General features: G+C 65.7%; 21 protein-coding genes. 11 read left to right on the forward strand and 10 right to left on the reverse strand.

Going from position 1 to position 25,897, the window contains the following annotated elements; genetic code table 11:
- Positions 1-56: 56 nt before the first annotated feature.
- The 5 genes from SM191_RS12305 to SM191_RS12325 all read left to right on the forward strand — a co-directional run bounded on the left by SM191_RS12305 (position 57) and on the right by SM191_RS12325 (position 7,368).
- On the forward strand, positions 57-278 hold the full coding sequence (locus SM191_RS12305; protein WP_307002335.1) for a hypothetical protein: 222 nt from the start codon (positions 57-59) through the stop codon (positions 276-278).
- Positions 279-368: 90 nt separating this feature from the next.
- Positions 369-2,507: an NAD-dependent DNA ligase LigA gene (ligA, locus tag SM191_RS12310; protein ID WP_341506445.1), complete on the forward strand. Its 2,139-nt coding sequence runs from the start codon at positions 369-371 to the stop codon at positions 2,505-2,507.
- Between the two features lie 274 nt (positions 2,508-2,781).
- On the forward strand, positions 2,782-5,334 hold the full coding sequence (locus SM191_RS12315) for a TonB-dependent receptor (protein ID WP_307002337.1): 2,553 nt from the start codon (positions 2,782-2,784) through the stop codon (positions 5,332-5,334).
- Between the two features lie 100 nt (positions 5,335-5,434).
- Positions 5,435-6,574 (forward strand): sensor histidine kinase, encoded by a 1,140-nt coding sequence (locus SM191_RS12320; protein ID WP_267435250.1) that lies wholly within the window; start codon positions 5,435-5,437, stop codon positions 6,572-6,574.
- Positions 6,571-7,368 (forward strand): LytR/AlgR family response regulator transcription factor, encoded by a 798-nt coding sequence (locus SM191_RS12325; protein ID WP_341506446.1) that lies wholly within the window; start codon positions 6,571-6,573, stop codon positions 7,366-7,368. The genes SM191_RS12320 and SM191_RS12325 overlap by 4 nt, the downstream gene beginning before the upstream one ends.
- A gap of 249 nt (positions 7,369-7,617) precedes the next feature.
- Here SM191_RS12325 and queE read toward each other — a convergent pair whose 3' ends face one another.
- The 3 genes from queE to SM191_RS12340 all read right to left on the reverse strand — a co-directional run bounded on the left by queE (position 7,618) and on the right by SM191_RS12340 (position 10,031).
- The gene (queE, locus tag SM191_RS12330) at positions 7,618-8,250 is read right to left on the reverse strand and encodes a 7-carboxy-7-deazaguanine synthase (protein WP_341506447.1); all 633 of its coding nucleotides are present in this window, start codon (positions 8,248-8,250) and stop codon (positions 7,618-7,620) included.
- A gap of 4 nt (positions 8,251-8,254) precedes the next feature.
- Positions 8,255-8,950, reverse strand: a complete 696-nt coding sequence (gene queC, locus SM191_RS12335; RefSeq protein ID WP_341506448.1) for a 7-cyano-7-deazaguanine synthase QueC — start codon at positions 8,948-8,950, stop codon at positions 8,255-8,257.
- A gap of 229 nt (positions 8,951-9,179) precedes the next feature.
- Complete coding sequence (locus SM191_RS12340) at positions 9,180-10,031, reverse strand: ABC transporter permease (protein WP_341506449.1); 852 nt, start codon at positions 10,029-10,031, stop codon at positions 9,180-9,182.
- 87 nt (positions 10,032-10,118) lie between these two features.
- On the opposite strand from SM191_RS12340, the gene SM191_RS12345 reads away from it, so the two are divergent.
- Entirely contained in the window at positions 10,119-10,763 is a 645-nt protein-coding gene (locus SM191_RS12345) for a GcrA family cell cycle regulator (protein WP_341506450.1), read from the forward strand.
- 179 nt (positions 10,764-10,942) lie between these two features.
- Here the strand turns inward: SM191_RS12345 and SM191_RS12350 are convergent, their stop codons facing one another.
- On the reverse strand, positions 10,943-11,800 hold the full coding sequence (locus SM191_RS12350) for an outer membrane protein (RefSeq protein ID WP_341506451.1): 858 nt from the start codon (positions 11,798-11,800) through the stop codon (positions 10,943-10,945).
- A gap of 151 nt (positions 11,801-11,951) precedes the next feature.
- Here SM191_RS12350 and parE point away from each other — a divergent pair, with 151 nt between their 5' ends.
- The 4 genes from parE to hslO all read left to right on the forward strand — a co-directional run bounded on the left by parE (position 11,952) and on the right by hslO (position 17,221).
- Positions 11,952-13,931: a DNA topoisomerase IV subunit B gene (parE, locus tag SM191_RS12355; protein ID WP_341506452.1), complete on the forward strand. Its 1,980-nt coding sequence runs from the start codon at positions 11,952-11,954 to the stop codon at positions 13,929-13,931.
- A gap of 91 nt (positions 13,932-14,022) precedes the next feature.
- Entirely contained in the window at positions 14,023-15,213 is a 1,191-nt protein-coding gene (locus SM191_RS12360; protein ID WP_307002348.1) for an aspartate aminotransferase family protein, read from the forward strand.
- A 52-nt stretch (positions 15,214-15,265) separates the two neighbouring features.
- The gene (argF, locus tag SM191_RS12365; RefSeq protein WP_341506453.1) at positions 15,266-16,189 is read left to right on the forward strand and encodes an ornithine carbamoyltransferase; all 924 of its coding nucleotides are present in this window, start codon (positions 15,266-15,268) and stop codon (positions 16,187-16,189) included.
- A 117-nt stretch (positions 16,190-16,306) separates the two neighbouring features.
- On the forward strand, positions 16,307-17,221 hold the full coding sequence (gene hslO, locus SM191_RS12370; RefSeq protein WP_341506454.1) for an Hsp33 family molecular chaperone HslO: 915 nt from the start codon (positions 16,307-16,309) through the stop codon (positions 17,219-17,221).
- Positions 17,222-17,528: 307 nt separating this feature from the next.
- On the opposite strand, the gene SM191_RS12375 is transcribed toward hslO, so the two are convergent.
- From SM191_RS12375 to SM191_RS12390, 4 genes are all read right to left on the reverse strand, one after another.
- Positions 17,529-18,308: a LysR family transcriptional regulator gene (locus tag SM191_RS12375; RefSeq protein ID WP_307002357.1), complete on the reverse strand. Its 780-nt coding sequence runs from the start codon at positions 18,306-18,308 to the stop codon at positions 17,529-17,531.
- Positions 18,305-18,703, reverse strand: coding sequence for a Co2+/Mg2+ efflux protein ApaG (gene apaG, locus SM191_RS12380; RefSeq protein WP_341506455.1), 399 nt, complete (start codon positions 18,701-18,703; stop codon positions 18,305-18,307). The genes SM191_RS12375 and apaG overlap by 4 nt, the downstream gene beginning before the upstream one ends.
- The gene (locus tag SM191_RS12385) at positions 18,700-19,908 is read right to left on the reverse strand and encodes a trans-sulfuration enzyme family protein (protein WP_341506456.1); all 1,209 of its coding nucleotides are present in this window, start codon (positions 19,906-19,908) and stop codon (positions 18,700-18,702) included. The genes apaG and SM191_RS12385 overlap by 4 nt, the downstream gene beginning before the upstream one ends.
- Positions 19,909-20,154: 246 nt before the next feature.
- Positions 20,155-22,017, reverse strand: coding sequence for a glycoside hydrolase family 35 protein (locus tag SM191_RS12390; protein WP_341506457.1), 1,863 nt, complete (start codon positions 22,015-22,017; stop codon positions 20,155-20,157).
- A gap of 189 nt (positions 22,018-22,206) precedes the next feature.
- On the opposite strand from SM191_RS12390, the gene SM191_RS12395 reads away from it, so the two are divergent.
- Positions 22,207-23,451 carry a phospholipid carrier-dependent glycosyltransferase gene (locus SM191_RS12395; RefSeq protein ID WP_341506458.1) on the forward strand — a complete coding sequence of 415 codons (1,245 nt, stop codon included), beginning with the start codon at positions 22,207-22,209 and terminating at the stop codon, positions 23,449-23,451.
- A 95-nt stretch (positions 23,452-23,546) separates the two neighbouring features.
- On the opposite strand, the gene SM191_RS12400 is transcribed toward SM191_RS12395, so the two are convergent.
- Together SM191_RS12400 and leuB are read right to left on the reverse strand one after the other, a co-directional pair.
- A complete protein-coding gene (locus SM191_RS12400) occupies positions 23,547-24,647 on the reverse strand; it encodes a glycosyltransferase family 2 protein (RefSeq protein WP_341506459.1) in 1,101 nt (366 codons plus the stop codon).
- A gap of 5 nt (positions 24,648-24,652) precedes the next feature.
- Positions 24,653-25,696 carry a 3-isopropylmalate dehydrogenase gene (leuB, locus tag SM191_RS12405; RefSeq protein ID WP_341506460.1) on the reverse strand — a complete coding sequence of 348 codons (1,044 nt, stop codon included), beginning with the start codon at positions 25,694-25,696 and terminating at the stop codon, positions 24,653-24,655.
- Between the last annotated feature and the right edge of the window lie 201 nt (positions 25,697-25,897).

Raw genomic sequence — 25,897 nt, forward strand, 5'->3', positions numbered from 1 at the left:
CCTGATACCCTTTCAGGACATTATGTATCCCATAGCCTGAACTTCGGATGCGCCGCATGCTTGCAAAATTCACCTCGACCGTGTTGCAAGACAATACAAACGATATGACGCAACTCGTCGCCGGACTTCAGTCCTGTCTTGCCCTGACGGACAAGCTCGATCTGGCGATGGTCGCCATCCATATCGAACAGGCCCGATCATGGCTCATCGAGCACGGTCTTGACGGCCCGGTTGGGCCTGAGCCGTTTTCCGATCCTCATGCCGACCCCGTGCCCTGAGCGATCGGCATACATGCCGCCCTGCGGCTTGATCCAGTTATCGGTCCACCATCTTGATCCCCGAGCGGAGGGTGGACTAGCACGGTCGGCGTGACGCCCCAGACCCCCTTGCCGCAAACCGATCTCGAAGCCGCCGCCGAGCTCAACACGCTCGCCCGCGAGATCGCCCATCACAACCGCCTCTATCACAGCGAGGATGCGCCCGAGATTTCGGACGCCGATTATGACGCGCTGGTCCGTCGTAACCGGGCGATCGAGGCCGCCTTTCCGCATCTGATCCGCACCGACTCGCCCAGCACCCAGGTCGGTGCCGCCCCCGCCGCGCATCTGGCCAAGGTCGCCCATGCCCGGCCGATGACCAGCCTGGACAATGCCTTTTCGGACGAAGAGGTCGAGGAGTTCGTCGGTCGCGTCCGCCGTTACCTGAAGCTGCCGGAGGACGAGCCGGTCACCCTGACCGCCGAGCCCAAGATCGACGGCCTGTCCTGCTCGCTCCGCTATGTCGATGGCCATCTGGTCCAGGCGCTGACCCGGGGGGACGGCACGATCGGCGAGGATGTGACGGAGAATGTCCGCACCATCGCCGACGTGCCCAAGACCCTGCCCCATCCCGCCCCCGCCGTCTTCGAGGTGCGCGGCGAGGTTTATATGAGCAAGGTCGACTTCGCCGCGCTCAACGCCCGGCTGGCGCAGGAAGCGGCGGAGACGAACAAGGAGGCGCGCCAGTTCGCCAATCCGCGCAACGCCGCCGCCGGTTCGCTCCGCCAGAAGAACCCCGCGATCACGGCGGGCCGTCCCTTGCGCTTCCTGGCGCATGGCTGGGGCGAAGCGAGCGAGGTACCTGCCGAAACCCAGTTCAACATGGTCGAGACATGGCGCCGCTGGGGCTTTCCCATCGCCGACGCCTTCGCCCGCGTGCCCGATGCTGCCGCCGCTTTGGACATCTATCGCACGATCGAGGCGCAACGCGCCGACCTGCCCTTCGATATCGACGGCGTCGTCTACAAGGTCGATCGGCTCGACTGGCAGGCGCGGCTGGGGATCGTCGGGCGGACCCCGCGCTGGGCGATCGCGCACAAATTCCCCGCCGAGCGGGCGCAGACCACGCTGGAGAAGATCGACATCCAGGTCGGTCGCACCGGTGCGCTGACCCCCGTCGCGCGGCTGGAGCCGGTGACGGTCGGCGGTGTCGTCGTGACCAATGCGACGCTCCACAATGCCGACGAGATCGAGCGGCTGGGCGTCCGCCCCGGCGACCGGGTCGTGCTGCAACGCGCGGGCGACGTCATCCCGCAGATCGTCGAGAACCTGACCCGCGAGACGCCCCGCGAACCCTTCGTCTTCCCCGATCACTGTCCCGAATGTGGCAGCCTCGCCACCCGCGAGGAGGGCGAGGTCGTCATCCGCTGCACCGGCGGCCTGATCTGCCCGGCCCAGCGGGTCGAGCGGCTGATCCATTTCGTCTCGCGCCATGCCTTCGACATCACCGGGCTGGGGCTGGTGCGGATCGAGGAGTTCTTCCGCGATGGCCTGATCGCCTCGCCCGCCGATATCTTCCGGCTGCACCACCACCGCGACGCGCTGATCCAGCGGGAGCGCATGTCGGAGCTGGTGGTCGACAAGCTGCTGGCGGCGATCGACGCACGGCGGGAGATTTCGCTCGACCGCTTCCTCTTCGCGCTCGGCATCCGCCATGTCGGCGAGATCACCGCGCGCGATCTGGCCCGCCGCTTCGTCTCGATGGCGGGCTTTCGCGCGATGATCGACGCCGCGTTGACCGTGCGAGCCGAAACCGTCCCCGCCCTGGGCGAGCCGGACCGCAAGTTCGAGCTGCGGCGCCAGCGCGCCATCGTCGCCGCGATCGACACGCCCCAGATCGGCCCCGAGGTCGCCGACGCGCTGCTCGACTTCTTCGCCGAGGAGCATAACCGCGAGGTGGTCGACGACCTTCTGCGCGAAGTCACGCCGCAGGACGTGGTGCACCGGACGCGCGAATCGGAGGTGAGCGGCAAGACCCTGGTCTTCACCGGCACGCTCGAAACCCTGTCGCGCGACGAGGCCAAAGCCCAGGCGGAGGCGCTGGGCGCGCGCGTCTCGGGTTCGGTGTCGGCCAAGACCGACCTGGTCATCGCCGGGCCGGGCGCGGGGTCGAAGCTGAAAAAGGCCCAGGATCTGGGGATTCCCGTGATTGACGAAACCGACTGGAACGCGCTGGTCGCGGGCGGCTGAGCCATGGCGGATGCATCCTGAACGTCTTCTCCATCCCGCCCGCAGGCCCGGACGTCACTAGACCCCAGAATTTCCGACGCCTATTGAATGCGATAGAGCCGTTACCGTGTTTGAAAGCGTTGCCAAACTGCAACGCCCGCCAACCGAGTGAAACACCCCCTGTCGGCGCCCCGCCCTTTGTAACATAACGGCAATGTTCGGAGCGCAGGGGCACGCCTAACCGAGCCGCACGAGCGGTCGGAACGCGCCGCCCGGTGCGAAAAGGGGACCATTGATGCGTACTACTCTGTTCTTGAGCACGGCTGTTGCTGCGCTCGTGTTTCCGACCGCTGCCTTTGCTCAGTCTACTGGCACGGTCGACGTCGAAGAAGAAGTCGTCGTCACGGGCGAGCGCGGGCCCTCAAGCGTCAACGGGATCCAGATTCCCGATTCGCCCAAGGCGAAGGCCGTCATCACCCAGGAGCTTATCGAACGCAGGGCGCCCGGTCAGACCATCCTGGACACGCTCAACCAGATTCCGGGCGTGAGCTTCACCAACTCCGACGCTTACGGTTCCTCAGGTGGCCAGATTCGTATCCGCGGCTTCGACGGCAATCGCATCGCGTTGACCTTTGACGGCATTCCCCTGAACGACTCGGGGAATTACGCCATCTACTCGAACCAGCAGCTCGATCCCGAGCTGATCGAGCAGGTAAACGTCAATTTCGGCGCGACCGACGTCGACTCGCCGACGGCCGCGGCTTCGGGCGGCACGGTCAACTACCGCTCGCTGACCCCGACCGACGATCGCCATGCCGCCGCCGTCTATTCGCACGGCACCAACAACATGAATCGCGTATTTGGCTTGGTGAACCTCGGTGAGCTGACCTCGTTCGGCACCAAGGCCTGGGTGTCGGCCAGCAACCAGCGTTACAATCAGTTCCGCGGTCCCGGCGAGATCCACAAGACCCAGTTCAACGGCAAGATCTATCAGCCGATCGGCAGCAATGGCGACTTCATCTCGCTGGCGGCCCACTACAACCAGAATCGCAATAATTTCTACAGCAACCCCAGCCTCGGCAACATTCGCACGGTGCTGGGAACAGGCGTGGTGCCGTCCACCGGCATTTCGCCCGCTACCCCCTATACGCTGGATCTGAACCGCGATCAGTATGACACGGTGTTCAACAACACCTCGTCGCTCTATCGGTACGACGCCAACTGCACCTTGCCCTCGGGCAATGCGGCAGCGGGCAACAACAGCTCGCAGGACGATCGCAACGCTTGCGGCAACTATTATGGCTATAACGCCAATCCGTCGAACACCGGCAATGTCCGCCTGAACTCGCGCTGGACGCTCAGCGACAAGCTGCTGTTCACCTTCGATGGCGCCTATTCTTTCACCCGGGCGAACGGCGGCGGCACGGCCGTGTTCTCGGAACGCGATGCGTTCCTGTCGAACGTCTATACCAACCAATATACCCGTGTCGGCGCGGGCGTCGCGGCAGGTGCCGACCTGAACGGCGACGGCGATACGCTGGACTATGTCCGCGTCTACTTTCCGTCGAACACCCGCACCCAGCGCTTTACCGCGATCGCGGGCCTGCGTTACCAGATCGACGACAATAACCTGATCCGCATCGCCTATACCTGGGACCGCGCGCGTCATCGTCAGACCGGCGAAGCCAGCCTCCTAACCCCATGGGGCGATCCACGCGAGCCGTTCAGCGCGCTTGACGGCGAAGGCCCCTATGCCGTCAAGGACGCCGCAGGCAATGTGCTGAACAAGCGCAACCGCCTGTCCTACGCAATCCTGCACCAGATTTCCGGTGAGTATCGCGGTTCCTTCTTCGAAGACCGCTTCAAGATTGCGCTGGGTCTGCGCGCGCCCTTCTTCCGCCGCAATCTCAGCAACTATTGCTGGACGATTGCCGGCAGCTCGAACGACGCCTATTGCACGTCGCAAACGGTGGCACAGGTTCGCGCGCTGGACACCTCTCTTGCCAGCGTGCAACTGGCCGCGCCGTACAACAACCGCATCGAGACCTATAGCGCAGTACTGCCCAATGTCGGCTATACTTATAACTTCACCGATAAGGTCAGCATGTTCGGCAGCTATTCCAAGGGTTACTCGGTGCCGCGCACCGACAACCTTTATGGCTTCGATGACGTCGAAGTCTCGCCGGTCGCGGCGGTGAAGCCGGAAAAGACCGACTCGTTCGATCTCGGGCTGCGCTACACCTCGCGTTTGATCCAGGCACAGGTGGCCGGTTGGTACATCAAATATGACAACCGGATCATCTCTTCGCTGGTGCAGCTCGATGGCGGCGGCACGCTGAACATCGACCGCAACGTGGGCGCGACCAAGACCAAGGGCATCGACGCCAGCCTGGGCATCAACCCGAGCCGCCACTTCTCGATCTATGGCTTCGTGTCCTATCTCGATTCCGAACTGCTTTCGGACGCGGTCAATCCGTCCAATGGACAAGTCCTCGCCGCGACCAAGGGCAAGTTCGTGGTCGAGACGCCGAAGTGGCAATATGGTGGCCGTGCGCAGTTCAACTTCGAACCGCTCTCAGTCGGCGTTCAGGCTAAGCACACCGGCGACCGTTTCGTAACGGACGTCAATGACCTGATCAGCAAGGGCTACACCTTGGTCGATCTGGACGCGCGGTTCAGCATGGCATCGCTGGGCCTGAAGGACAGCTTTTTCCAGTTGAACGTGTCGAATCTGCTCAAGGAGCGTTATTTCGGCAACCTCAGCACCGGCACCACCAACACCAGCACGACGCGCTATACCTTTGGTGCGCCGCGCACCATCATCGGGTCGATACACTTCGGCTTCTGATCGAAGCCAAGCAAACGCATAGTCGGGGCCGCCCCTCCTTCGGGAAGGGCGGCCCCTTTTTTTGCCCTTCCGGGCCCAGCCGTGTAGATGTCGCCCGGCCATGGCCACCCATTCGCCCGTCGCGTCGTTCGTCGCTTCACCTTCCGCATCCGATCAGCTTTCGGTGCGGCCGTTTTTCGAGAACAAGGCGCGCGCCTTCTGGATCCTCCAGGCGGTCGGCTGGTCCGGCTATCTGGTCCAGCGCTCCGTCGTCGGCATCTCGAACGGCTTTTCGCTGGAGAAGATCATCCCGGTGATCATCGAGGCGATCCTGGGCTATTGCATCACCCTGCTGCTCTCGACGCTCTATGGCTATTATCGCCGCCTGCCACGGATCATGGGCGTGTTCCTGACGCTGGCGACGCTGGCGGCGGCGACGTTTCTCTATGCCGCGCTCAACGCCTTCTCCTTCTCGTTCATCACCACGACCCAGCCGGGGGTGACGGTCAGCCTGCTGATCGGCAATTTGTTCATTACCTTCAACGTGTTGGCGGGATGGTCGGCGCTGTATTTCGCGATCAACTATTATCTGATCGTCGAAAGCCAGATCGACGAGATGCGCGCGCTGGAGTTGCAGGCCTCGACCGCGCAACTCGCGATGTTGCGCTATCAGTTGAACCCGCATTTCCTGTTCAACACGCTCAATTCCATCTCGACCCTGGTGCTGCTCAAACAGACCGAGCGGGCGAACGCGATGTTAAGCCGGCTGTCAGCCTTCCTCCGCTATACCCTGGCGAATGAGCCCACGGCGCATGTCACCGTGGCGCAAGAGGTTGAAACGCTGAAACTCTATCTCGAAATTGAGAAGATGCGCTTTGAGGATCGCCTGCGCCCGAGTTTCGAGATCGACCCCCGGGCCGAACGCGCGCGCCTGCCCTCGCTGCTGCTCCAGCCGCTGGTCGAGAATGCCATCAAATACGCCGTCACGCCGCAGGAGGAAGGCGCGGAAATCCGCGTCGATGTGCGACTGGTCGGGCAACGGGTGCGGATCGCCGTATCCGACACCGGCCCCGGCTTGCACGAAATCCGTCATTCCTCAAGCGTTTCGACCGGCGTTGGACTGTCCAATATCCGCGAAAGGCTGGCCCAGGCTTACGGCCCGGACCATCGTTTCGAATCCCGCTCCGCGCCGGCTGGAGGGTTTTCGGTCGAGATCGAGATCCCCTTTCAGCTTGAGAATGTGAACAGAGAGGCCGCATGACCATCCGCACCATCCTCGTCGACGACGAGCCCCTGGCGATCCAGGGACTGGAGATCCGTCTCCAGGCGCACGAAGACGTCGAGATCATCGAGCGCTGCTCGAACGGGCGCGAGGCGATCCGCGCGATCAAGACGCACAAGCCCGATCTCGTCTTCCTCGACATCCAGATGCCCGGTTTCGACGGTTTCTCGGTGATCCAGGGGCTGATGGAGGTCGAGCCGCCGCTGTTCGTCTTCGTCACCGCCTATTCCGACCACGCCCTGCGCGCGTTCGAGGCGCAGGCGGTGGATTATCTGATGAAGCCGGTCGAGGAGGCGCGACTCGCCGACACGCTCGACCGGGTGCGCCAGCGCCTCAGCGAGAAGCGTGGCGCGGGCGAGGTCGAGAAGCTGAAGGAAGTGCTCGCCGAACATGCGCCCGAGGCGGTGGCCGATCTGAACGAGGCCGGCGAAGTGGCCTCCAGCCGCTTCGAGAAGCTCATCAACATCAAGGATCGAGGCCAGATTTTCCGCGTCGATGTCGATACGATCGAGATGATCGAGGCGGCGGGCGATTACATGGTCATCAACACCGGCGACAACTCGCTGGTGTTGCGCGAGACGATGAAGGACCTGGAAAAGCGGCTCGATCCCCGCCGGTTCCAGCGAGTGCATCGCTCGACCATCGTCAATCTGGACCTGGTCAAGCAGGTCAAGCCGCATACCAATGGCGAATGCTTCCTGCTGCTCGAATCGGGCGCGCAGGTGAAGGTTTCGCGCAGCTATCGCGACGTGGTGGCGCGGTTCGTTCACTGAGGAAGGGCTATCCCGCCCTCCGTTCAGGCTGAGCGAAAGGGGGGCGGGGAAATAGGGCAGAGTGGCAAGGGACGCCCGTGGCCTTCGACTTTGCTCAGGCTGAACGGAGGGCAGGACTCATTCCGAACCCCGTTTACGCTGAGCGCACGTCCCGCCGCACATCCGTCGCCCCAGCGCAGGCTGGGGCCTTTCGCGACCGATCGGACAGGGCCACCAGAGATCCCCGCCTTTGCTGGGATGACGAACGCCCTACCGCAATCCCAGCATCTTGTGCGTCTGGAGCGTCAACCGCCAGCGCGGGCGCTCCATCACCATCGCGATACACGCCTCGCGATTCGCCTCCGCGCGAGGATCGTCCAGCGGCTGGAGCAGATGGTTCGCGAACGCCCAGCCCTCGACTTCCGCCGGATCGATCCCCGCCTGAGGCCAGACCAGCTTCAACTCCTGCCCCGAACGCTGGATGACCTCCGACCCCGCCTTGGGGCTGATGCACACCCAGTCGATGCCCGGATGCGCCGCGATCGTGCCGTTGCTCTCGATCGCGATGAAGAAACCGGCGGCATGAAGCGCATCGACCAGCGCATCGTCGACCTGGAGCATCGGCTCGCCCCCGGTCAGCACGACGAAGCGCTCATCCCGCGACTCGCCCCAGAAGCCCTCGACCGCCGCGACCAGCAAGGCGGCATCGGCAAAACGCCCACCGCCCAGACCGTCGACCCCGACGAAATCGGTGTCGCAGAAGCGGCAGATGGCGCTCGCCCGGTCCTGCTCGCGGCCCGACCACAGGTTGCACCCGGCGAAGCGTACGAACACCGCGCGCCGCCCGGCCTGCACGCCCTCACCCTGGAGCGTCAGGAACATTTCCTTGACGGCGTAGCTCATCGGCTCAGCCCTGCGGCTTGACCGCATAGGCGGTGGGATCGGGAATGCCCGCTTCCTCGAACCCCTTGGAGCGCAGGCGGCAGCTGTCGCATTCGCCGCAGTGCAGCCCCTCGGGCGTCGGGTCGTAGCAGGACCAGCTCAGCCCCATATCGACGCCCAGCCGCGTGCCCTCGCGCACGATGTCGGCCTTGGTCATGTGCTGGAGCGGGGCGTGGATCTTGAAAGGCTGGCCCTCGACGCCCGCCTTGGTCGCGATCTCGGCCAGCCCCTCGAACGCCGCGATGAATTCGGGGCGGCAATCGGGATAGCCCGAATAGTCGAGCGCATTGACCCCGATGAACAGGTCGCGCGCGCCCGCCGCTTCGGCCCAGCCCAGCGCAAGGCTGAGGAAGATGGTGTTGCGGGCGGGGACATAGGTGACCGGAATACCCGGCTGCACCCCGTCCTTGGGCACGTCGATATCGGCGGTCAGCGCCGATCCGCCGAACGCAGACAGATCGAGCGGCAGGACGATATGCCGCTCAGCCCCCAGCGACTCGGCGACTCGCCGGGCGGCGGCGAGTTCGATCTGGTGGCGCTGGTTATAATCCACCGACAGCGCGAGGATGCGATAGCCTGCGGCCTTGGCCGAGGCGGCGGAAATCATCGAGTCCAGCCCGCCCGAAACGAGCACGACCGCCATGGGAGCAGAAGATGTCATGATGGGTGGGACCGCTACGCCGATTGTCGCGGTGTTGCAACCCGACGCTCAGGCGACGGCGTCGGGTAAAGGTCGGGACCGCGACCGGCCTGCCGACAGGCGGCGCTGGATCGCGGTCCCGAAAAGGACCTGACCGGGCATGCTGAAACCCGGCACGAGGGAGTCTCCGCTACTGCAGAGACCCGTTCATAGACTTGGGCAGGTGAAGATCGGGTTAAATCGACCTGTCTCAGTTCTTCAGCTTCCAACCCTTGCGAAGCAGGACGTAGCAGAGCACCGCCATCACGACGTCGATGCCCAGCACGATCGCCCCGCCCAGCGTCACCGGCGAGTCGGCCAGTCCCAGAAACCCGTAGCGGAAACCCGAAATGACATAGAAGAAGGGGTTGGCATGGCTGATCGCGCGAAAGGCGGGCGCGAGGCCATCGACCGAATAGAAGGTGCCCGACAGCAGCGACAGCGGCACGACCACGAAATTGGTGACGGCGGCGGCATGGTCGAACTTCTCTGCCCAGATCGAGGTCAGCACGCCCAGCAACGCCAGGAACACCGATCCCAACAGGCCGAACCAGACGACCGCGAAAAAGACGTGCGGCGTGACATGCACGCCGGGCCAGATCGCCATCGCGACCCAGACGGTCAGGCCGACCAGCACCGCGCGCGTCACCGCCCCACCGACCAGCGCGGCGAGCAGTTCGGCGGTCGAGAGCGGCGGCATCAGATAATCGACGATCGTACCCTGGATCTTGCCGACCAGCAGCGAGAAGCTGGCATTGGCGAAGGCGTTGTTCATCATGCCCATGACGATCAGGCCCGGCGCGATGAAATCGGCAAAGGGCACCTGCATCCCCGCCACCGGCACCGCGTGACGTCCGCCCAAAGCGGTGGTAAAGATGATCAGATAGAGAAGCGTCGTGACCGATGGTGCCCAGATCGTCTGGAGCTGCACCTTGAAGAACCGGCGCACCTCCTTGATATAGAGGGTTCGAAGGCCGCCCCAGTTGATGTTCCGGATTACGGGCTCACCGGGGGCGGCGCGCACCGCCGGGGGAATTTCTCCGATTGGGGGCTGGCTGCTCATCGGCATAGCGCGTAACCGTTGCCGTGGCCGCCCGCAAGCCGGTACAATCACTGGCCGGTGCGATGATGAAGTGAGGAAAGGTTTCGAATGTCGTGGACCGATGAGCGGATCGATACGCTCAGGACGATGTGGGAGGCGGGACAGACCGCCAGCCAGATCGCCGAAGCACTGGGCGAAGTCAGCCGCAACGCGGTGATCGGCAAGGCACATCGCCTGGGGCTTCAGGCGCGTCCGTCGCCGGTGAAGGCCAACGAGCCCGCCGCCGCTCCCGCCGCCGAGCCGATCGTGGCCGCCCCGCCACCGCCACCTCCCGCGCCGGAACCGCAGCCCGAGCCCGTACGTGCCGCGCCAGTCGTCGAGGACGAGCCGGATGCCGTGCCTGTGCGCGAACCGCAGCCGATCCTGCGCTCGGTCGGCCCCGGCGGATTCGTGCGCCAGTCGCCCGGCGAACAGCAGCCCCCCCCCTCGCCCGCGCCGCCGCGCCGCCTGGTCCCCGCCAAGCCGAGTGCCGAGATCGCGGGCAAGACCTCGCTGCTCGACCTGAACGACCGCATCTGCAAATGGCCGATTGGCCATCCGGGCGAGCCGGACTTCCACTTCTGCGGCGAGAAGGTGAACCCCGGCTTCCCCTATTGCGTCGTGCATTGCGGCCATGCCTATCAGGCGCAGATGCCGCGTCGCGACCGCCGCCCGCCGCCGCCCCTGCCCTTTGGCGGCCCGCGCGTCCGCTGATCGGGGTTCGATGACGGGAAAGGCCCACCGGTTTCGCGACCGGTGGGCTTTTTCGTGGGGGGGGGCGATGGCTTTCCCTTGGGCTTCGACTTCGCTCAGCCTGAACGGAGGTGGGTATCACGCCCACGCCCCACGCTCGCCCCAAAAAAGGGCGGCCCCGACAGGAACCGCCCCCAACGTCAGAACCGGAACGCCGCCGTTGCGCGCAGCGAATGCCAGCGGAACTTGTCGTCCGACCGGCGAATGTCCGTCCCCGCCGTATTCGGCGCCAGCACGAACGGATTGGTCGCGGGCGCGGAACCCTGGGTCACGCGCACCCGCGTGTCGTCGTCGCGATACTGGTGGTACATATATTCCATGCCGATCGAGAAGTTGCGCCCGATCTTCTGCTCGATGCCACCACCGCCGAGAAAGCCGAACTGGTTGCGGTCGCCGCTAAGGGCGAAGGCATTGGCCGCGTTCGACGTGGTGAAGCTGCGGTTGATCCGCGCATAGCCGCCGCCGAACGTGCCGTAGAACAGCGTCTTGTTCGCCGCATAGCCCAGGCGCCCACGCACCGAGGCTTCCCAGTCGATGCTGCGAGTGAAGGTGTACCAGGCGGGCGTGGTCGAAAAGCCCGACACGCTGTCGTTGATCTCGGACTTGCCGAACTCGCCGACCGCGCCATAGACGATGTTGCCGACCTGATGGTCGATGCCGACCCGGCCATAATAGGCGATTCCGTCCTTGTCGTTGTCGCAACCGGTCGCGGCGTTCTGGGGCGACAGGACGCTGCGCGCACGGCCGTTGCAGAAGCCCGGTGAGAAGGCATTGGCCCCCGTCGGGGTCGTCACGACATCGCCGAAACTACCGTCCAGATTGCGGTCGAACAGCATGCGCGAGCCGATATCATTGCCCTGCACGTCATAACCGAAGCTTCCGCCGACATAGACGCCCGAAAAGGGCGCTTCGTCCGTATCGGCATAGCTGTCCTGCGCCATCGCGGGCGCGGCGAACAGCGCCGAGGCGGCGACCCCCGCCATCCAAAACTTGACCATAAAAACTCCCGTACCCTTGGCTTTAGGTTTCGGCGCAACGGGCGGGCGGGAAAGAAATATCCCGAAAACCAACATGGGCAAAGTTTTGTCGCAATTGGCGGGGGCGCCACAACGCTGGCGCGCGGGCCTCACAACGCCTATAGTTCCCGTTATGTCCAATGATCTGTTCGCGGGCGGTGCCCGCCCCCAGCCCGCCTATGACGCCTCCTCGATCGAGGTGCTGGAGGGGCTGGAGCCGGTCCGCCGTCGTCCGGGCATGTATATCGGCGGCACCGACGAGCGCGCGCTGCACCATCTGGCCGCCGAAGTCCTGGACAATGCGATGGACGAGGCGGTGGCGGGCCATGCCAACCGGATCGAGGTCAGGCTGGAGCCGGGCAACCGCCTGACCATCGTCGACAATGGCCGCGGCATCCCGGTCGATCCGCACCCCAAATTCCCCGACAAGTCGGCGCTGGAGGTGATCCTCTCGACGTTGCACTCTGGCGGCAAGTTCACGGGCAAGGCCTATGCCACCTCGGGCGGTCTGCACGGCGTCGGCATCTCGGTGGTCAATGCGCTGTCGTCGGACACGGTGGTCGAAGTGGCGCGCGAGCGGGTGCTCTATCGCCAGCGTTTCGCGCGCGGGCAAACGCTGGGCGCGCTGGAGACGGTGGGCGCCGCCCCCAACCGGCGCGGTACCAGTGTCGCCTTCACCCCCGATACCGAGATTTTCGGGCCCGAACTGATCTTCAAGCCCGCGCGGTTGCACAAGCTGGTCCGCTCCAAGGCCTATCTGTTCGCGGGCGTCGAGATCCGCTGGCACTGCGCGCCCGAATTGATCTCGGACGACACGCCCGCCGAGGCGGTGTTCCAGTTCCCCGGCGGTCTCGCCGATCATCTGAAGGAACAGATTGCCGGCCGCGAATGCGCCACGGCCGATTTCTTCTCGGGCAATCAGGACTTTCCCGCCGAGCAGGGCCGCGTCGAATGGGCGGTCGCCTGGCCGCTATGGAGCGACGGCAGCTATAGCTGGTATTGCAACACCATCCCGACCCCCGATGGCGGCACGCACGAGCAGGGCCTGCGCCAGGCTTTGGTCCGGGGCTTGCGCGCGTTCGGCGAGTTGATGAACCAGAAAAAGGCCAAGGACATCACCGCCGACGACGTGATGGTCGGGTCCGAACTGATGCTCTCGGTCTTTATCCGCGAACCGCAATTCCAGAGCCAGACCAAGGACCGCCTCACCAGCCCCGAAGCCGCCAGCCTCGTGGAAAAGGCGGTGCGCGACCATTTCGACCATTATCTCTCGGCCAATATGGATCGCGGCAAGGCGCTGCTCGGCTATGTCCTCGACCGGATGGACGAGCGCCTGCGCCGCAAGGCCGAGCGCGAGGTCAAGCGCAAGACCGCGACTTCCGCACGCAAGCTGCGCCTGCCCGGCAAGCTGACCGACTGTTCGGCCGACAGTCCCGAGGGGACCGAGTTGTTCATAGTCGAGGGCGACTCGGCGGGCGGCTCGGCGAAGCAGGCGCGTGACCGCAAGACGCAGGCGATTCTGCCGATCCGCGGCAAGATCCTGAACGTCGCCAGCGCCACCTCGGCCAAGATCCTGCAAAATCAGGAGATCGCCGATCTGACGCTGGCGATGGGTTGCGGCACCCGCAAGGATTGCGACCCGACCCAGTTGCGCTACGAAAAGATCGTCATCATGACCGACGCGGACGTGGACGGCGCGCATATCGCCACGCTGCTGATGACCTTCTTCTTCCAGGAAATGCCCGACCTCGTGCGGCGCGGACATCTCTATCTCGCCCAGCCGCCGCTCTATCGGCTGACGGTCGGGGCCAAGTCGCTCTACGCCCGCGACGACGCCCACCGCGCCGAACTGGAGCGCACCGCCTTCAAGGGCAAGAAGGTCGATGTCGCGCGCTTCAAGGGGCTGGGCGAGATGAATCCCGGCCAGTTGCGCGAAACCACCATGGACCCCGCGACCCGCAGCCTGATCCGCATCACCCTGCCCCAGGAATATGAGGAACGCGCGGGCGTGAAGGATCTGGTCGATCGGCTGATGGGCAACAACCCGGCCCACCGCTTCGCCTTCATCCAGGAAAATGCGGCGCGCCTGGACGAAGAGGTGATCGACGCCTGACCGGGCGGGTGTTGTTTCGCTTTTTGCGATCGGCTAACGTGCCATCGGGCGGCCCTTTGAGCCGCCCTTTGCTGTTTGAAGGAGACGTTCCGTGACCATCACCGCCCTGATGCCCGTTTACCCACGGTGCGGGGTGCGTCCGGTCCGAGGCGAGGGCGTCTACCTCTATGGCGAAAATGGCGAGCAATATCTGGATTTTGCCGCCGGGATCGCGGTGAACGCGCTGGGCCATGGCCACCCGAAGCTGGTCGAGGCGATCGCCAAACAGGCCGCCACCCTGATGCACGTGTCGAACCTGTACGGCAGCCCGCAGGGTGAGCATTTCGCGCAAAGGCTGGTCGATTCGACCTTTGCCGACACGGTGTTCTTCACCAATTCGGGCGCGGAAGCGGTCGAGTGCGCGATCAAGACCGCGCGCCGCTATCACTTCGCCAATGGCAATCCGCAGAAGCATACGCTGATCACGTTCAACAACGCCTTTCACGGGCGGACGCTGGGTGCGATCTCGGCGACCAACCAGCCTAAGATGCGTGACGGGTTCGAGCCGCTGCTGCCGGGCTTCGCCTATGCGCCGTTCGACGATCTGGAGGCGGCGCTCGCGCTGATCGACGAGAACACCGCCGGTTTCCTGGTCGAGCCGATCCAGGGCGAAGGCGGCCTGCGTCCCGCCAGCATGGAATTCCTGCAAGGGCTGCGGAAAGCGTGCGACGAGCATGGCCTGTTGCTGGTTCTGGACGAGGTGCAGTGCGGCTATGGCCGGACGGGCAAGTTCTTCGCGCATGAACTGTACGGCGTGACGCCCGACATCATGGCGGTCGCCAAGGGGATCGGCGGCGGTTTCCCGCTGGGCGCGTGCCTGGCCACCGAGGAAGCGGCCAAGGGCATGGTGATCGGCACCCACGGTTCGACCTATGGCGGCAACCCGCTTGCCATGGCCGCCGGTGAGGCGGTGCTCGACGTGATGCAGGAGCCGGGCTTCCTCGAGCATGTCGAGGCGATGGGCCAGCGCCTGCGCTCGACGCTGGAGCAGATGATCCCGAACTTCGACCATCTGTTCGAGGAAGTGCGCGGCCACGGGCTGATGCAGGGCCTGAAGATGAAGAGCGACAGCCGCCGTTTCGTCGCGCATTGCCGCGACAATCACGGGCTGCTGCTGGTCGCGGCGGGCGAGAATGTGATCCGCATCCTGCCGCCGCTGACCATCGAAGAAAGCCACATCACCGAGTTCGCGACGAAGCTGTCGGACGCCGCGCGCGTCTATGTCCCCGCCGCCGACGATTGATGATCCCTGCCACCCCGGCGACGCCAATCGCCGGGGGACGGAGTATTGCCCCATGACGATCCGCCACTTCCTGAACCTCGCCGACGCCGGTCCCGAGGGTGTGACCGCCATTCTTGCCGATGCCCAGGCCCGCAAGGCCGCCCGCGCCGGTTTCACCAAGGGCCGCGCCGATGCCGACGCCCCGCTCGCCGGTCACACGCTGGCCATGGTGTTCGAGAAGAACTCGACCCGCACCCGTGTCAGCTTCGACATGGCGATCCGCCAGCTTGGGGGCACCTCGATCGTGCTCGATGCGGGCACGATGCAGTTGGGGCGCGGTGAAACGATCGCCGACACCGCGCGCATCCTGTCGGGCTATACCGACGCGATCATGATCCGCACCGACGACCATGCCAAGGTCGAGGAAATGGCGCATTATGCATCCGTGCCGGTCATCAACGGCCTGACCGACCTGTCGCATCCGTGCCAGATCATGGCCGACCTGCTGACCGTGATCGAGGCGGGCAAGACCCTGTCGGGCCTGAAGGTCGCCTGGCTGGGCGACGGCAACAACGTGCTGCACTCGATCGTCGAGGCGGGCGGGCTGCTCGGTTTCGACGTGGTCGCCGCCTGCCCCAACGGCTATCACCCGGCACCGGGTACGCTGGAGCTGGGCCGGGGGCGTGCGACCTGCACCACCGATCCGCGTGCGGCGGTCGAGGGCGCGGACATCGTCGTCACCGACACCTGGATCTCGATGGGCCAGGCCCATGCCGAGGAAAAGCTGGCCGCGATGATGCCGTTCCAGGTCAATGCCGAGTTGATGGCGCTGGCCAGGCCCGATGCGAAGTTCCTCCACTGCCTGCCTGCCCACCGCGAGGAGGAAGTGACGTCGGAGGTGATCGACGGCCCTCAGTCTTTGATCTGGCCGGAGGCGGAAAACCGGCTGCATGCACAGAAGTCCGTCCTGCGTTGGTGCTTCGGCCAGATCGGTTGATCCCGATCGGACATTTCCTATCTAGGGAAAGGCCGGCGGGTTCGTCGGCCTTTTCTCTTTCCCCGCCAGACCGGCACCATATCGCCCGGCCGCCAACCGGAGCGTAAAGGCACGAGCATGACCGACATCACCCTGCCCGAACTCGACCGTGCGATCGGTTTCACCATTCCCCAGCAGAATGCGCGCGGGCGTCTGGTGCGGCTGGGCCCGGTGCTGGACGAGATTCTGACGGCGCACGCCTATCCCCCGGCAATCGAGCGGTTGCTGGCGGAGGCGCTGACCCTGACCGCGCTGATCGGCACGACGCTGAAGGACGCGGACGGCCAACTTACCATCCAGACGCGCAGCGATACGGGCGTGATCCAGTTGCTGGTGTGCGACTATCGCGGCGGCGAGCTTCGCGGTTATGTCCAGTTCGATGCCGACAAGCTGGCCGAGCTTCCCGCCGACCCTACGCTCTTTGCGTTGTTCGGCCAGGGGTATCTGGCGATCACCTTCGACCTTGCGGTGACCGGCGAGCGTTATCAGGGCATCGTGCCGATCGACGGCGAGACGCTGTCGGCGGCGGCGGAAAGTTACTTTACCCAGTCGGAGCAGATCCCCAGCCTGTTGCGCGTCGGGATCAGCAAGGGGCCCGACGGGCGCACCGTCGCGGGCGGCCTGTTCCTCCAGCATCTCCCCGAGGGCGAGGAAGGGCGCGAGCGGCTGCACGTCAAGCTCGACCATCCCGAATGGGAGCATGTCCAGGCGCTTGGCCAGACGATGGAGGTCGAGGAGCTGGCCGACGCCGCACTGCCGCTGGAGACGTTGGTATGGCGGCTGTTCAACGAGGAACAGGATGTCCGCGTGACCCAGGCTCCGGCGATCGTGCGCGGCTGCCGCTGTTCGGCGGACTATATCGCGAGCGTCATCACCAAATTCTCGGTCGAGGAACGCCGCGACATGGCGGACGCCGATGGCCTGATCCAGGTGGATTGCGCATTCTGCGCCAAGAAGTTCCCGGTTCGCTACGACGCCGAAACGACGGCCTGATCGACCTTTCCTCCCCCGGAAGGGGAGGTGGCGCCCGAGGGCCGACGTAGGGGGCGGCCCCTCCACCACCAGTCTGCGGCTGGCGGTCCCCCTCCCCAAGCGAGCTTGGGGAGGAATGGGAGTAGTATCGACAACCACATGCTCGACCCCGGCGAAGGCCGGGGCCCAGTTGCGGTGTCTACGGGATGATCTGCTACGACGCGGGGGAGGCCCGACGACGCTCTCGCCTTTGCCTCCCATGCAACGTCACTGCGCACCATGGACGACGTGGCGACTGGGCCCCGGCCTTCGCCGGGGTGGATTGAGGTTAGCCCCCCAAGGCCTCGACCAGCGCCTTGACCTTCTGCTGCCGCCATTGCGGCAGCGGTGCGACCAGCCAATAGCCCATACGGGACGGTACGGCCTCGCCGGTCGCGACCACCCGCCCCTCGGCCAGATCGCGCTCGGCGAGCAGTTGCGGCACAACCGCGCGGCCCAGCCCCGCCGCGACCGCATCGATCGCCAGACCCGCATCGGTGACGCGGACCAACGGCGTGCCCTCTTCCGGGGCGCCTGGCCAGGCGATCAGCGGCGCATCGGCGGGGCCGATGGGGATCATCCCGTCGGACTCGATCGCCTCGCCCTCCAGCCCGCCGGGTCCGTCGCCCCAGCGGATGGCGAGGTCCAGATTGGCCTCGGTGAAGTCCAGCCCTTCGTCCGATGCGATCAGCGAGAAGCGCAAATCGGGATCGCTCGCGGCGATCGCGGCGAGGCGCGGCATCAGCCACTTCTCGGTCACGTCGCGCGGGGCGGCGATGGTCAGCGACTTGGACGACTGGCCCGCCTGCATCGCGCGGACCGCATCCTCGAATTGCAGGAAACCGGCGCGAAGCGGCGCCAGGCCCGCCTCGGCCTCCGGGGTCAGTTCCAACCCGCGCGTGGTCCTCCGGAACAGGACGACGCCCAGCGTATCCTCCAGCGCGCGAATCTGCTGGCCGACCGCCGCCGGGGTCACCGCCAGTTCGTCGGCGGCGCGGGTGAAGCTCAGGTGACGGGCGGCGGCGTCCAGCACGCGCAGGCCATTGAGTGGAAGATGCGTCCGCTTCATGATTCTACCGCCGGGGCGACCAGCGCGAACTGGGGGATGGCCGCGTCGAAGGTCACGCCGTCCGCGCCGACCATACGGTAACTCCCCTGCATCGCGCCGCTGGTCGTCGCCAGCGGACAGCCCGACACATAGTCATAGGACGCGCCCGGCTGGATCACCGGCTGCTCGCCGACCACGCCCTCGCCCTCGACCGAATGGCGCGCGCCGCGCCCGTCGGTGATGATCCAGCGGCGGGTGAGCAACTGCACCGGCTGTGCGCCATCATTCTCGATGCGGACATGATAGGCCCAGAACCAGCGCCCGCGCTGCGGCTCGGACTGTTCAGGCAGATAGCTGACCGACACCCGGACCGTCACCGGCCCGGTGGTCAGCGCATGGGGGAAGAGCGCTTTCACAGACCCACGACGCGGAGAGCCTGGTCGAGATCGTCGATCAGGTCGTCCGCATCCTCCAGCCCGACGTTGAGGCGCAGCATCCCCTCGCCGATGCCCATCTCGAGCCGCTTTTCCTCTGTGACACCGGCATGGGTGGTCGAGGCGGGATGAGTCATCAGCGAACGCGAGTCGCCGATATTGTTCGAGATGTCGATCAGCTCCAGCGCGTCGAGCAGGCCATGCGCCTGAGTCCGGCCACCATCGAGTTCGATCGCGAAGATGCTGCCCGCCGCCTTCATCTGGCGCATGGCGAGGTCATGCTGCGGATGGCTGGGCAGGCCGGGACACAGGACGCGCGGTACGCGGGTTTCCAGGAACTTCGCGACCTTGATCGCCGATTCCGACTGGCGATGGATGCGCAGGTCCAGCGTTTCCAACCCCTTCAGCACCACCCAGGCGTTGAACGCCGACAGCGTCGGCCCGGTGTTGCGGGTGAAGGGCAGCAGCGTGTTGGTGATGAAATCTTCCGTACCGCACACCGCGCCCGCCAGCACGCGGCCCTGCCCATCCATCATCTTGGTGGCGGAATAGGCGGTGACGTCCGCGCCAAACTCCATCGGCCGCTGGAGCGCGGGCGTCGCGAAGGCATTGTCGACGACCGTGGTGATGCCGCGCTCGCGCGCGATGGCGCAGATCGCCTCCAGATCCGCCACGTCCATGGTCGGGTTGGCGGGCGTCTCGAAGAAGAAGACCTTCGTCTCCGGCCGCACCGCATCCAGGAACGCCTGCGGATCGCGCGCATCGACCACGGTGGTCGCGATGCCGAACTTGGGCAGCAGCGTGTCGGTCAGCCAGCGGCACGATCCGAAGGCCGCGCGCCCGCCAACCAGATGGTCGCCCGCCTGCAACTGGCAGAGCAGCACCGCGGTCATCGCCGCCATGCCCGACGCCATGGTCCGGCACGCCTCGGCGCCCTCGAGCAGGGCGATGCGCTGTTCCAGCATCTCGACGGTTGGGTTCTGGAGGCGGGAATAGGTCATCCCCTCCTGCTCGCCCGCGAACCGTGCCGCCGCGTCCCCTGCCCGATCATAGCAATAGCCCGAGGTCAGGAAGAGCGCCTCGGACGTCTCGCCATATTCCGACCGCGCGGTGCCGCCGCGCACGGCCTGCGTCGCGGGGCGCCACTTGGTGGTGATCGAACGGTCCTGGCCAGTCTTGCGCTTCATATCCGCCCATTTGCCGGTCCGGGAAGCGGGGTTCAAGGATATTCGGTCGGCGTGACCGGTTGTGTCGCCGTTACCCGGGCGGAGGGAATGCGGGGATTTGCCCCTCCACCACCGGGCTTCGCCCGGCGGTCCCCCTCCCCAAGCACAGCTTGGGGAGGAATAGGGCCACCTCAATCCTCCCCATCTCCGATGGGGAGGGGGACCGCCCGGCGTCAGCCGGGTGGTGGAGGGGCAATCCCCTCGCCCTTACTGCGCCTCGCGGTGATTGGTGACCTTACCCCAGATCGGCTTGTCCACCGTCGTCACTCGATCGCTGGCATCCCCGGTCAGGTCGAAGAACAGGATGCGGTTCGCGCCCGCCTTCATCCACGGCGCGGGCGTGTAGAGCGTGTGGACCGGCCCGATCCTCCAGAAGCGGCCCAGATTATGGTCGTTCAACCATAGCTGCCCCTTATGCGCCCCCCGCATGTCGAGATAGGTGTCGCCCGGCTTCGCCACCGTCATCTCCGCCTCATAGAAACAGGGTCCGGCACAGGGCTTGGCCGACAGCTTCAGCCTGGCCAGATCGTCCATCGGCAGGCGGAACATCTGCCAGTCACGCAAGGGTGAGCCCGCCAGCATGACCGCGCCGGTCAGCCCGGTCTGCTCGGTGCGGATCGCGTGGGAGTAATTCACCCGGCCGGTATTCTCGACCAGGATGTTCAGCACGGTCGGCCGGGTCCGCGCGGGCAGTTCGACCGTCTCCTGGTCCAGCCGCCGGTCGAGCGTCCCGACCAGCGTCTTGTCGAGGTACACCTGGGCATAGCTGTGCATGCCCTTCAGCGTCAGCGGCCCCGCCCCGCCCGCAGGCACGGTCACACGGTAGAGGACATAGCCGTAATTCTGGTCGAGTTCCTCGAACGTCATCGGCTGGGCCGAGCGCACCGGGGTCGGGAGATTGTCCCACAGCGACGCGCTGCGGCGTACCGCCGACACCGGGAAGGTCGTCGCCGCGGTCGGCGCGGGCGTGGGCGCAGCGGGCTTGCCGGTCACCTCGGCGATGGCGGCGGCGATCAGGCCGTACTTGTAGCGCGGATTACCCGCTTCATCGATCGGCGCGTCATAGTCATAGCTGGTCGTATCGGGGTGATAGTCCTTGCCGGTGTGCGAATCCGCCCCGTTCATCCAGCCGAAGGTGGTGCCGCCATGCACCATGTAGAGCGAGATCGAATAGCCGCGCTTGAGCATATAGGCCATTTCCTCGGCCTCTTTCCTGCCGTCGGTTTCATGGTGCTCTTCGCCCCATTTGTCGAACCAGCCCGCCCAATATTCGCCGACCATGCGCAGGCCATCGGGGCGATAGGCCTCCAGCTTGGCGACCGAGCTTTGCGCCCCGCCCGAGCCGAAATTGACGACCGAGGGCAGGCCCGGCAGCGAGCCCTTGGCCAGATCGCCGCCCTGGTTCGAGGTGAACAGCACGCCGTCCGCGAACCCGGCGCGCTTATAGGTCGCCTCCAGCCCGCGCAGATAGGCCTGATCGTCGCCGAACGCGCCATATTCGTTTTCGAGCTGCACCGCGACGATCGGCCCGCCATTCTTGAGCAGCAGCGGCTTCACCTCCTGCCCCAGCCGCATCAGCCAGCGATCGACCGCGGCGGTATATTTCGGATCGATCGAGCGCAGCACGAGGTTGCGGTCCTTGAGCAACCAGGCCGGATAGCCGCCCAACTCCCATTCCGCGCAGACATAGGGACCGGGGCGCAGGATCACGTCCAGCCCCTCGGCCTGGGCATCGCGGATGAAGGCGACGATGTCGTTCTGGCCACTGAAATCATAAACACCGGGACGCGGCTCATGCGCGTTCCAGAAAGCATAGGTGGTGATGGTGTTCAGCCCCATCGCCTTCGCCTTGCGCAACCGGTCGCGCCAGTAAGCGCGCGGAATGCGGACATAGTGCATCTCGCCCGAGATCACCTGATGCGGCTGGCCGTTGCGCAGGAAGCCCTTGCCATGCACCGAAAAGCTGCGGGCGGGGCCGTCATTGGCGGTGGGCGTCTGTGCGCGGAGCGGGGATAGGGCCGTCGCCGCCAGAATCCCGCCAATGACCGTGGATCGAACCGCCTGCCTCACATCACTCTCCCGAAACGCCTTGATCGTGGCGGATGGGGTCGGCGTCATTTCCCCGCCTGCCCCGCCGCTTTCCCCATGGGTGCCATGGGCGAGCGGCTTCGTCAAATTGTCAGACCATTGGACAGCGGCGTTCCCCCACCGCGATGGAACCCCATTGCCCCGCCCCCGCTCGCCCGCCATGACCATGGCATGCGCCGTCTGCTCGTCCCCTTTCGTCGTCCGGTCCCGGCGCTGCTCGCGATTCTGGTCGCCGCGCAGGCGCTGTTCTGCTGGCGGCTGACGACACCGCACATGCTGGTGTTCGACGAAATCCATTATGTCCCCGCCGCGCGCACCTTGCTGGCGCTGGAGGGGCCGGTAAATGTCGAGCATCCGTTGCTGGGTAAGGCCCTGATCGCGCTCGGCATGATGATCTTCGGCGACAATCCGCTCGGGTGGCGGGCATTGTCGACGCTGGCGGGGACGGCGATCGTCGGGGGCGTGTTCGCGATCGTCTGGCTGATGACCGGGCGGACGCGGGCCGCCGCGATCGGTGCGGTGCTGACGCTGGTCGACTTCATGGTGCTGGTCCAGGCGCGGATCGCGATGCTCGACGGGTTCATGGCGGCCTTCGTCGTGCTGGCGGTCGCCGCGATGGGCTGGGCAATGCGGGGAACCCCCACACAGAGCCGATGGCGCTGGGGGCTGGGCGCAGTGTTGCTGGGGCTGGCGGTCGGTGTGAAGTGGGCGGCGGTGCCCTATCTCGGCTATGCGGCGATCGGGTTCGTGGTGATGAAGCGGGGCGATGCCAGCCGCTGGCCGGGATTGCGCTGGTGGTCGGCCTGGGGGCTGCTCGGGCTGGGAGCGGCCATCGCCTATGCCGCAACCTTCGCGCCCGCTTTCTTCTATGCGCGCGAGCCGATGACATGGGCGAACCTCTTGCCCTTCCAACTGGAGATGTATGCGCGCCAGACCCAGGTGCTGCCGCCCCATGCCTATCAATCGACCTGGTGGAGCTGGCCCGTCATCGGGCGGCCGATCTGGTATTTCTATCAGGTCGCGGACGGTGCCCAGCGCGGCATCTTCCTGCTCGGCAATCCGGCGGTGATGTGGGGTGGGCTGATCGCGGTGGCGATGTGCGCGCTGGGCTGGTTGCGGACGCGGGAGGTCCGGCTGGGCGTCGCGGCGGGCTTGTGGATCGGCGGGTTCGCGGTCTGGGCGATCATCCCCAAGTCACTGGGATTCTATTATTATTACTTCCTGCCCGCAATCTGGCTGTCGGTCGCGCTGGCGGTGGCGATCGACCGTTGGCGAGCGTGGATGCGGGATTGGGACGAGGCCTATCTGGTCGGGGCGGTGTGCCTGTTCGTCTATTTCCATCCGATCCTGACGGCGGGCGCGCTGGCGGGACCAGCCTCGTTTTCGCGCTGGACGTGGTTTGCGGATTGGCGGTGAGGTTTTTCCTTGGCCTTCGATTTCGCTCGGGCTGAACGAGGTTCAGGGACAAACGTCCGTTCGCACTGAACGAAGTCGAAGTGCACACCCCAAACTCAATACCGCCCCCAGACGAACCGCGACGACAGCGCGTAATTCCACACCGCCCCGATCAGCACCCCGATCAGCGCCGACACCGCCCACTCGTTCGCGCGCGCATCGTGCAGGAAGGCCGCGACGCCGACATTGGCGATCGCCCCCACCGAGCAGACCAGGCAGAAGGACACCCATCCGTCGAGCAACGGCTTGAACCCGCGCAACCGCCGGTCGCGATAGGTCAGCGCGTTGTTGAGGAAGAAGTTGAACGTCATCGCCGCCGCCACCGCGACGATCTGGCTGGCGAGGAAACTCGCGCCCAGAGCGACGAAGAACAGGCTGAGCACCGCCATATGCACGCCCACGCCCAGCACCCCGATCGCCGAGAACATGGCGAAGCGCACCGGCACCACCTTGCCGAAGCGGCGGTCATAGAGCGCAATGAGATATTCCATCGCCACGACATGATCGAGCTTCGACTCGCCCTCGGTCCGCAGGCGGAATACATAAGGCATCTCGGCGGCGCGAAGCGGACGTGGCGAGGCGCTCATGATGTCGAGCAGGATCTTGAAGCCGATTCCCGACAGATGCGGCACCGTCTCGCGCGCCACTTGCGTGCGGACCATGAAGAAGCCGCTCATCGGATCGGACAGATCGACGTTCAGCACCCGTTGCGACAGCTTCGTGGCGAAGGCCGACTTGGCCACCCGGTCGCGGTCCCAGTCCCCGGTCCCGCCGCCCTCGACGAAGCGGGAGCCCACCACCAGGTCGAGATCGGGCTCCGCCTGCAACCGGTCGAGCATTTTCGGCAGCAGCGTCTCGTCATGCTGCAAATCGCCATCGATCACCGCGACGACGGCTGCGGCGGTGGCACACATCCCCTCGATACAGGCGGAGGACAGGCCGCGCCGCCCGATCCGCTGGATCACCCGGACGCGGTGATCGACCTTCCCCAGTTCGCGCGCAGCATCCGCCGTGCCGTCCGGGCTGTTGTCGTCGACGAAGATCGCTTCCCACCGCCGCCCGGCCAGTGCCTGGTCGAGCTTGGCGATGAGCACGGGCACATTGGCGCGCTCGTTGAAGGTCGGGATGACGACCGCGAGTTCGAGGAGCGCGCTCACGGGCGTCAGAGCCGTTCGAGGATCGCGTCGGCCATGGCGCGGGTCGACAGGCTGCCGCCCAGGTCACCGGTCCGCGCACCATCGCGGATCGCACCCGCGACCGCCGCATCGATCCGGTCGGCAGCCTCGCTCATGCCCAGCGAGTGGCGCAACATCATCGCCGCCGACAGGATCGCGGCGCACGGATTGGCCTTGCCCTGCCCCGCGATATCGGGGGCCGAACCATGGATCGGCTCGTACAGCCCCTTGCCGGTCGCGCCCAAAGCGGCGGAGGGCAGCATTCCGATCGACCCCGCGCACATCGACGCCTGATCCGACAGGATATCGCCGAACAGATTGCCGGTCAGGATCACGTCGAACTGGCCCGGATCGCGCACCAACTGCATCGCGCAATTGTCGACATACATATGGTCGAGCGCCACCTCGGGATAATCCTTGGCAACCTCGATCACCACGTCGCGCCAAAGCTGCGACGTCTCCAGCACATTGGCCTTGTCCACCGACAGCAGGCGGCGACGGCGACGCATCGCGGTCTCGAAGCCGACGCGCGCAATGCGGGCGACTTCTTCCTCGTCATAACGCATCAGGTCATGGCCTTCGCGCAGGCCCGCATCGGTGGTGCCACGCCCCTTGGCCCCGAAATAGACGTCGCCGGTCAGTTCGCGCACGATCACCATGTCGATACGCCGCGCGATCTCGGGACGGAGCGAACTGGCATCCTCCAGTCCCTCGAACAGGCGCGCAGGCCGCAGGTTCGCGAACAGCCCGAACGCCTTGCGCAGCCCCAGGATCGCCTGTTCGGGCCGATGCGCGCGCTCCAGATTGTCGAAGCGCGGATCGCCGACAGCGCCGAACAGCAGCGCATCGGCGCGCCCCGCCACCTCGAGCGTCTCGGGCGGCAACGGATGGCCCGCCGCCTCATAGGCCGCGCCGCCGACCCTGGCCTCCTCGAAGGTCAGGCCCAGATCCAGCGCCTCCAGCACGCGCCGCGCTTCCGCCGTGACTTCCGGGCCGATGCCGTCACCGGCGAGGATCGCGATCAATGCCATGGGTGGCCCCTTCTTGCCTATGTTCGGAGCGCCCTTTGCCTTGAGGGGTCAGATCACGCAACCGCCCTTTTGAACCGGTCGAACAGTCGCGCACGGGCGGGCATGGGATCGTGGCGCAGCCCGACCAGGATATCGCGCGCCAGGAAATGCGCGGTGATCCGCCCGGCGGCGAAGATATCGGGCCAGTCCCCCACCCCGCCC

The organism is Sphingomonas sp. 2378 (assembly GCF_038084995.1).
Taxonomy (GTDB): Bacteria; Pseudomonadota; Alphaproteobacteria; order Sphingomonadales; family Sphingomonadaceae; genus Sphingomonas.